7 protein-coding genes and 3 pseudogenes are annotated in these 7,436 nt (G+C 51.5%); 4 read left to right on the top strand and 6 right to left on the bottom strand.

The genetic code is table 11. The features are described 5' to 3' along the window. The coding region (locus BG74_RS14710; RefSeq protein ID WP_204376290.1) for a hypothetical protein at positions 1 to 226 on the top strand (226 nt) is incomplete at its 5' end. 630 nt (positions 227 to 856) lie between these two features. Further along, positions 857 to 1,472, top strand: a pseudogene (locus tag BG74_RS12320) (3-deoxy-7-phosphoheptulonate synthase); the annotation flags it as partial. A gap of 217 nt (positions 1,473 to 1,689) precedes the next feature. Here BG74_RS12320 and gpmA read toward each other — a convergent pair. The 4 genes and pseudogenes from gpmA to BG74_RS12315 form a co-directional block, all read right to left on the bottom strand. Continuing rightward, on the bottom strand, positions 1,690 to 2,442 hold the full coding sequence (gpmA, locus tag BG74_RS01720) for a 2,3-diphosphoglycerate-dependent phosphoglycerate mutase (RefSeq protein ID WP_066596146.1): 753 nt from the start codon (positions 2,440 to 2,442) through the stop codon (positions 1,690 to 1,692). Positions 2,443 to 2,590: 148 nt separating this feature from the next. Next, a pseudogene (gene galM / locus BG74_RS15820) lies at positions 2,591 to 2,704 on the bottom strand (galactose-1-epimerase); the annotation flags it as partial. Between the two features lie 39 nt (positions 2,705 to 2,743). Next, positions 2,744 to 3,112: pseudogene (locus tag BG74_RS20195) on the bottom strand (NAD-dependent epimerase/dehydratase family protein); the annotation flags it as partial. A gap of 292 nt (positions 3,113 to 3,404) precedes the next feature. Further along, the gene (locus BG74_RS12315) at positions 3,405 to 3,557 is read right to left on the bottom strand and encodes a hypothetical protein (protein ID WP_187202499.1); all 153 of its coding nucleotides are present in this window, start codon (positions 3,555 to 3,557) and stop codon (positions 3,405 to 3,407) included. 217 nt (positions 3,558 to 3,774) lie between these two features. Between BG74_RS12315 and BG74_RS12310 the strand changes: the two genes are divergently transcribed. Then, the gene (locus tag BG74_RS12310) at positions 3,775 to 3,927 is read left to right on the top strand and encodes a hypothetical protein (protein WP_187202498.1); all 153 of its coding nucleotides are present in this window, start codon (positions 3,775 to 3,777) and stop codon (positions 3,925 to 3,927) included. Between the two features lie 236 nt (positions 3,928 to 4,163). Here the strand turns inward: BG74_RS12310 and BG74_RS01715 are convergent, their stop codons facing one another. Further along, complete coding sequence (locus BG74_RS01715; RefSeq protein WP_066596144.1) at positions 4,164 to 4,409, bottom strand: ATP-binding cassette domain-containing protein; 246 nt, start codon at positions 4,407 to 4,409, stop codon at positions 4,164 to 4,166. Between the two features lie 1,122 nt (positions 4,410 to 5,531). Between BG74_RS01715 and ddlA the strand changes: the two genes are divergently transcribed. Beyond that, positions 5,532 to 6,635, top strand: coding sequence for a D-alanine--D-alanine ligase (ddlA, locus tag BG74_RS01710; RefSeq protein ID WP_066596142.1), 1,104 nt, complete (start codon positions 5,532 to 5,534; stop codon positions 6,633 to 6,635). A 475-nt stretch (positions 6,636 to 7,110) separates the two neighbouring features. Here ddlA and BG74_RS15815 read toward each other — a convergent pair. After that, a partial coding sequence (locus tag BG74_RS15815; protein WP_244267143.1) for an aminotransferase class III-fold pyridoxal phosphate-dependent enzyme occupies positions 7,111 to 7,436 on the bottom strand: 326 nt, incomplete at its 5' end.

Raw genomic sequence — 7,436 nt, 5'->3', positions numbered from 1 at the left:
AGAGTATATCGGTTCCTTGGCCACATTGCCCTATCAATTTAGGTGTAGTATTGGCGTTTTAACCTGTGTTTTTTCCGAGCTCTCCACGGCAAAAAGGTTGTCTGCAGGGTATTTTTGCATCGAGTATTCACGCATAAGTGTGCGCCACTTGGCACCTGATGCGCGCTGGCAGAAGCATCTGCGGACCGCCATTCGCTTGCCGGAAGGGTGTGAGCAAGATCCCTAGGAGGCTAGCAAATCCCGGTAAGCGATTGGCAAAATCTATCAGTCCAGGCAGCAGGGTTTGCTGAATTCAGAATGACGAGGGGCCGCACAGCAGATAAAATCAGGCCGGAGCCTGATTTTATCTGCCTTACCTAGGGAGCGGGCAGATAAGCTATATGACATTCCCGTCGAGGCTTACTGCGTTGTACTTTGGTACTGTCCGGCGGATATCCGGTTGCCGGTGGCACTGGTTTCTGCTTTCTTATTAACGTTCTGGCAACCACCCTCTATACATATGTGTCTTTACAAATTTGCTGATGTTCGTCTGCATAGTTTTCCTCTTAACCCATTTTGGTAAAAGTCCGTAGGTAAAAACCTGTTGGAGAGAGAATGTCGAGACGCAGAGCATATCTCGCTGCGAAAAAAATGAAAGACGGCGCTGACTGGAATTAACTGATTGTTATATTTAGATGATCATAAATTAATCATAGTAAAGAACTAGCTAATATCAAATTTATTAGCTTTTAATAACGCTTTGTAGATTTACAGCCTGTACTACAACAGATTTATCGGATCGCCTTTTTTAATCTTGTCGTCGTGCCTGTTGGAGCTAAATAGATTTTATATGAATTACTAAAATGATGATTTTCTCATTACCGAGATCAACGAATTTCTGCCGCCGGTAGCGTTATTAGAAAAATATCCGGCGACAGCGGACAGCGCAGCGAGTACCATTTCCACCGTACGTTCGGATGTATACAAGATCCTCAAAGGTAATTATGATCGTCTACTGGTAGTAATTGGCCATTGCTCGATTCACGATCCCGAAGCTGCTCTGGAATATGCCTGGCGCTTACTTAAACTAAACTGCGAGAAAGCCTGAGCGGTGAACTGAAGATTGTCATGCGGGTATGTTTTGAGAAAATGCGCACTACGGTCGGTTGGAAGGGGTTAATCAACGCGATCCCCACATGGATGGCAGTTTCCAAATCAACGAGGGTCTGCGTATCGTGCGCCGTTCATTGTTGGCAATTAACGACAGCGGGGGTCTGCTTGCGGCGGGCAAGTTCCTCGATATGATCACCTCGCAATGTCTGTCTCATTTGATGAGCTGAGGCGTTATAGGCGCCCAACCACAGCACCCATCACGTGCTGCCGTGAACGAAGGACTCACCAAGGCCGGGCTGCCGGCGTTAGTGCTGATCGATTGCAGCAGCCACAGCAGCAAACAGTTCAAAAAGCAAATGATGGTAACGGGAGATATCTGCTAAGAGTTGGCTGCAAGTGTGAAAGAGAACTAGGGCGCTGAGTCAGGTGCGCTGGCTTACGGTTATAGTGTGATAGACACCTGTATCGATTGGGGAAAGCACGCTAACGCAGCTTACAAAGACGGTGAAGCGCGCGTCGGTAGAAACAACAAACCTCATCGGATCTCCCCAATTAGTCTGGCACCGGCTCAGCTGCCCCTCCCAGCGAGCGCGTTAATTATTTCGCTTTACCCTGATTAGCGACCACAGTAGATTTGGTAGCAATCTTGTCAGCGTTGCCGAGGTAGTAGTGCTTAATCGGCTTCATATTGTCGTCGAATTCGTACACCAGAGGTACGCCGGTCGGAATATTCAATTCTAAAATCTCTTCTTCGCTCAGATTGTCTAGGAATTTTACCATGGCACGAATAGAGTTGCCGTGGGTGGCGATAATAATCCGTTCACCGCTCTTTATGCGAGGTAGAATCGTTTCGTTCCAATAAGGAATCACACGATCGATGGTTAACGCCAGGCTTTCGGTAGTGGGCAATTCGGCGGCGGTCAAGTTGGCATAGCGTGCATCGTGCCCTGGGAAGCGCTCGTCATCACGGGTCAGTTCTGGCGGAGTGATCGCGAAACCGCGACGCCACTGCTTAACCTGTTCATCGCTGTATTTCTCTGCGGTTTCGGCTTTGTTAAGTCCCTGCAGCGCACCGTAGTGGCGCTCGTTCAGGCGCCAGGATTTTTCCACCGGCAGCCAGGCCTGATCTAGTTCATCCAGGACTCCCCATAGAGTGTGAATGGCACGTTTCAGTACAGAGGTATAGGCAAAATCGAACACATAGCCTTCTGCCTTCAGTACCTGGCCCGCTTGCTTCGCTTCGGTACGGCCTTTGTCAGACAGGTCAACATCGGTCCAACCGGTGAAGCGGTTTTCATTGTTCCACTGGCTTTCGCCGTGACGTATCAGAACCAGTTTAGTTAAGGCCATTATGCGACTCCTCAATATCCTAAGATTTTCATGATAATTCCACGCATTATATGTCCCGTTTATATCAGGCGGCAACCGCCAGAGGGGTCGGCGGCAGAAATAAATCTCATAAGCCAACCGATTACAGCGCCAGGAACTGATAACAGGTTTACGAATCGTAGGCTTCCGTCGGCTTTATCCAGCATGCGGGCTGTGGTCATTCTGGATGATTCGGGCTGTCGGGAAAAAATTCGCTTTCCAGCACAACCCCACTATAATTTGCTGCAGCCGTATGGGGGAGGTGCTAGTCGGGACGCTAGGCGGGCAAGCTTTCTTTGTAGGCGGTTACGGGTTGAACTCTATAAACCGTGGATGAGGAGCTAAATATCAAGTTGACTACGCCTGCCTCCCGTATGGCTTCTGCCAGTGAAAGAGTGTAATAGACGTTGTTATTATAATAGTCGATGAGTTAATTGATCGATTCGACTACCTTCTTCAGACAGGCGAAGTGAATCACCGCCCCAATACTGTATTCGGCGAAAATCTTCGCTAATAGCTGCTTGTCGCGTATGTCGCCTTTATAAAACGCTGGCATGTAGCTGCTCAATCGGCCTAGCTAGCATCGCCATGACGGAACTTTTTCTGTTGTTCATACGTTGTAGAAAATCACGGGCATTATACCGGCAGTGATAAGCTACAAACAGGTGTGACTGCCGATGTAACCGCTCCCATCTGTAACTAGGACTGAAATAGTTTAATTCCCTTAGTCTGGTTGATGCCCTTAACGCGCTTGATAACTAGGGTAAGGGGCTTATCACGGCCGAGGTGATGCTGGTGAAGGGATCGGTCGCGGCCACTGATGAGTTTTCTTTACGCCGTTCTGGGAATGACCACTTCATGTGTTGAGCGTTTCTATCTGATATTGATAGCGTTCTCTGTCAGGTACGAAGATTAACTGTTAGGTAATACATTCCGGCGCATCATCAGCATGATGGGAAACGAATAACAATTGCGGGGGTGCCCTGGCCAATCAGCACCTCTATCCAGCGGCGTACAAGCCGGCGGTTAAGCAGATCCAAACCCTGCAGCGTCTCGTCGAAAATGAGCGGCACCGGACGTTTAACCAGCGCGCGCAATCAAGGTCAGACGCTGCTGACCCCAGGAGAGACCGTGAAACACCGCACCAGCCTGGTTCTCCAGCTCGAGTAAACGTAGTCACTGCCGCGTCTCAACTGCTGCTACTCCGAAGGCGACTGATAAACGCTGATGGAATCAAAAAAGCCGGACAAGATGACACACTACGCGCTGACGCTAATGCGATAATCCGAATGAAGACTGCTTACTGACATAGCCATGGCGTTTGATACCCTAAATTGTTTCACCGCTGCCGCGCCGGCGCCAGAACAACGTGAGATCGTTACTGAACCTACCGATGATCGCACCTGTCACCAGGCTGACCAGCATGGATTTACCGGTCTGTTCGGGCCGACGATTTGCCAGTGCTGAACCGGAACCACCTATCCTTCCAGATTATGTAAAATCGACTAATCCTGGTAAGATACTACGCCGTCTCACATAATAATAAACGGCTGGTCCGCAGGCAGGCAGTGCGGTCAGTTGTTACGGCGAGTCAGCTTCGGGGGAACTCCAGATCTTGCAGGGATTCTAGATGGGGCAAACTGCGCCACCAGCGCTTCCGTTAGGAGGCTTTGACGCGAGAAGTTACAGGTTCAGCGCATAATCTACCAGGATACCACCCGGTCGATATAGTCCAGAATATCCTCAAACTGGTTAAGGATCAGTATCAGAGTACATGCGCTGTCTGCCAGACCGGCTAAGCGATGGCTTAATTGCTTACATGAGGCAACATCCAGACCGTTAAACGATTCATCGAGGATCAGCAAATCCGGATGCGCCATCAATGTCTGGCACAGCAGCACCTTATGGGACTCGCCGGTGGAAAGGTATTTGAACCGGCGAGTCAGCAAATAGCGAGATTCTGAATTGATCCGCCTATATATTGCTGTGCATCGCGCATCGTCGTCGTGGTGGTGGTGCTGAATAATTTCCGCCGCGGTGCTGCTGGTATGTCATTCTTGCCAGGACTCAGCAGATCGGTATTGGCCCGCCGCCAATCCTCTCCACCATCTGCTTCACTTGTTCCAGAGAAGGATGGGCTGTCGATAGTCGGTGCGCCGTTCACTGGCTAAGAGGGCGAGTTCTCTGGCTAGCGCGACTGTCACTTGCTGCAACGGCTGGAGGTGACGATTGATTAATGGTGTCAAAAATTGATTGCACGCGCTGGCTTGTAGCGAAAAACAAGAAATCGCTGCCAACAGGTTGGCTAATGGCAAGTTATCATCCTGCAAGGACATGGACTTTTGCTGAATTTTTAGCCCAGCAAGGTCGTGCCGCCATTTGTCGCTGGTCGCGCGCTACCATCGCCTGTTCCGCCAGTGCGTATAGCATTGATAGAATCGCAGGCACTTTTTGTAGCTGATGCCCGCCAGTTTCGCGCCCTAGATGATGGAACAGGTGGTACGGATCTATTTGAGTAACGCAATGCGGCACGGGTCAGAGAAAACAGTTGCTGACGAAGTTTTAGGGTCAACAGAATTTCTGCCTGCATGTGCAACCCTTGTAGATCAAAAAGGAAAGTGACGCTTATCCGACAGCCAGCGGCAAATAACGCCGGTGGCGATAACACAAAAGACCCAATTGCCGCAGACAGAAACTGGTATAATAATAATGAAAAAACTATTCGCCAACTGTATAAGCTACAAGGCAACAATGCTTGAAATATGTCGCCGTCCTCAGCCCAGGAGGAGGACTCCTCCTGGGCTGAGGACTTCGCGTAGTAAAGTGCGCTACTGCCGTTGAGCGTTCCGTCAAGTAGCGGCCAACACCGGGCTGTGTTCTCCTCTTGGACCTTGTTGTCACGCCATATGCCCATAAGCACGACCTATATGCTAGATCCTCCTATCTCTTACAATTTTATCATTTATAATCAATGTATTATTGCATGCTCTATCGCTTGGACTTTACACACCAAGCCTCGGCGCATACTCTATAGGCTTTTAATAAGTATTTTGGTAATCAATGAGAATGTAATGGAACAATGGGGAAGAGGCAAACTACGGGTCGCGGTGCTGTTCGGCGGCCAGTCCGCCGAGCATGAAGTATCGTTGCGCTCATCGATGAATGTCATTCATGCTATTGACCGGCAACGATACGATTTGACCCTCATCGGGGTGGATAAACACGGGCGCTGGATGTTGTGCAACGAGCAAAACTATCTGCTCAATCATGATGATCCTGCCTCCATATGTCTGGCGCCAGCACGGCGTTATCTGGCCGTCGTGCCTGGTCAGCAGCGGGCGCAGTTTATTGACGCCGCCAACGGCCAGCCGTTGCCATCGATTGATGTCGCTTTCTCGGTGTTGCATGGCGCCAGCGGTGAGGACGGATCAGTTCAAGGACTGCTCAGGGTTCTCAATATTCCCTGTGCTGGGCCGGATGTACTGGGATCAGCAGTTTGCATGGACAAGGACATGACCAAGCGCGTACTGCGCGACGCCGGGGTACCAGTTACGCCTTCGATGACGCTGCTGCGCACGGGCGACGCGACGCCGGATTTCAACGCTATCGTCAGCCAATTGGGCCTGCCGCTGTTCATTAAACCTACTAGCCATGGATCTTCGGTGGGGGTTAGCAAAGTGACTGACCGGGCCACCTTCAACGCGGCATTGGCACTGGCTTTTCGTTACGATGCCAAAGTTCTAGTTGAGCAGGCGATAACCGGACGGGAAATAGAAACCGCCGTACTAGGCAACGATTCTCCGGAGGTGAGCGTCTGCGGCGAGATCCTCATCAATGACGAATTTTACGCGTATGACACCAAATATTTGAAGGGCGCCCAGGCGGGACTGTTTATTCCGGCGACGCTGGAGGCGCCCGTCGCCGACGCCATTCGGCAGACGGCTCGTCAGGCGTATCTGGTGCTGGGTTGCAGTGTGATGGCACGGGTGGATTTCTTTTTGACCGAGCAAGGCGAGATCCTGCTCAATGAGGTAAATACCTTACCAGGCTTTACATCCATCAGTATGTACCCCAAGCTGTGGGAAGCTAGCGGTTTGGATTATCCCGCGTTGGTGGACCGCCTTATCACGCTGGCGCTGGCGCGTGCGGCGAGCCTCAACCAAACCGAACGCTGAGCTACGTTCGCTGCCTGCGCGAGCGCTAGACCAGCAGGTGCTGGCGGATAAAATCGGCGATGGACGGCGGTTATCGCCAATAATCACATTGGCGCGCGCTTTGATGGCATTATCGCTTTGCTCCAGTGCTACGCCGCCACAGCCCGCGCTGCCGCAATCTTTGCGTCCCTGAATAGCACCTGGCAGCAGATGATCCTGGCTTGGAGCTCGAATTCTGGAGCAGCATCCGCACATCTGCCGGAGTGTTGGCCATCAGCCGGAACCAGTCAGCGCGTCAGGGTCAAAAATGGTAATCACAAAACTTTTGCTGCCTTTAAGGACATCTTCCCTTACGCCGGTGCTAGTGAATACCTTAGTCGTCACGCTCTGCCGTAATGACGTCCAATACCGGTATCGCCGGTCGGGAAGGCCACGTCCAGTGGTTAAGCATAGTGTATATGTGACCACGCGCGCATACGCACCTCGTGCCGGAGCATCAGGAGAGGAAATGCGCCGACCGGTCTAGGGCGCCGGCGATAGCGTCGATAAGTTGCGCCAGTGCCTGCGGTGAAATAATATAAGATGGCATTAGATAAATAAGCTTACCGAAGGGACGGATCCACACGCCGCGGTCGACGAACCAGCGCTGAAGCACCGCCATATTCACCGGTTGCGTCGTTTCCACCACGCCGATGGCGCCGAGCACCCGCACATCGCGCACCTGCGGATGCTCAGCCAAGGGCATCAGACCGGTGCTCAGCTGGGCGGTGATCGCTGCCACGCGCGGGCGCCAGATTTCGTCCTCGAGAAGCGACAGACTGG

Origin of the sequence: Sodalis-like endosymbiont of Proechinophthirus fluctus (genome assembly GCF_001602625.1) — a bacterium.
In the GTDB taxonomy this organism is placed as follows: Bacteria; Pseudomonadota; Gammaproteobacteria; order Enterobacterales; family Enterobacteriaceae.
The sequence above is the reverse complement of the archived record's forward strand: the minus strand, read 5'-3'. Positions and strand labels throughout refer to the sequence as shown.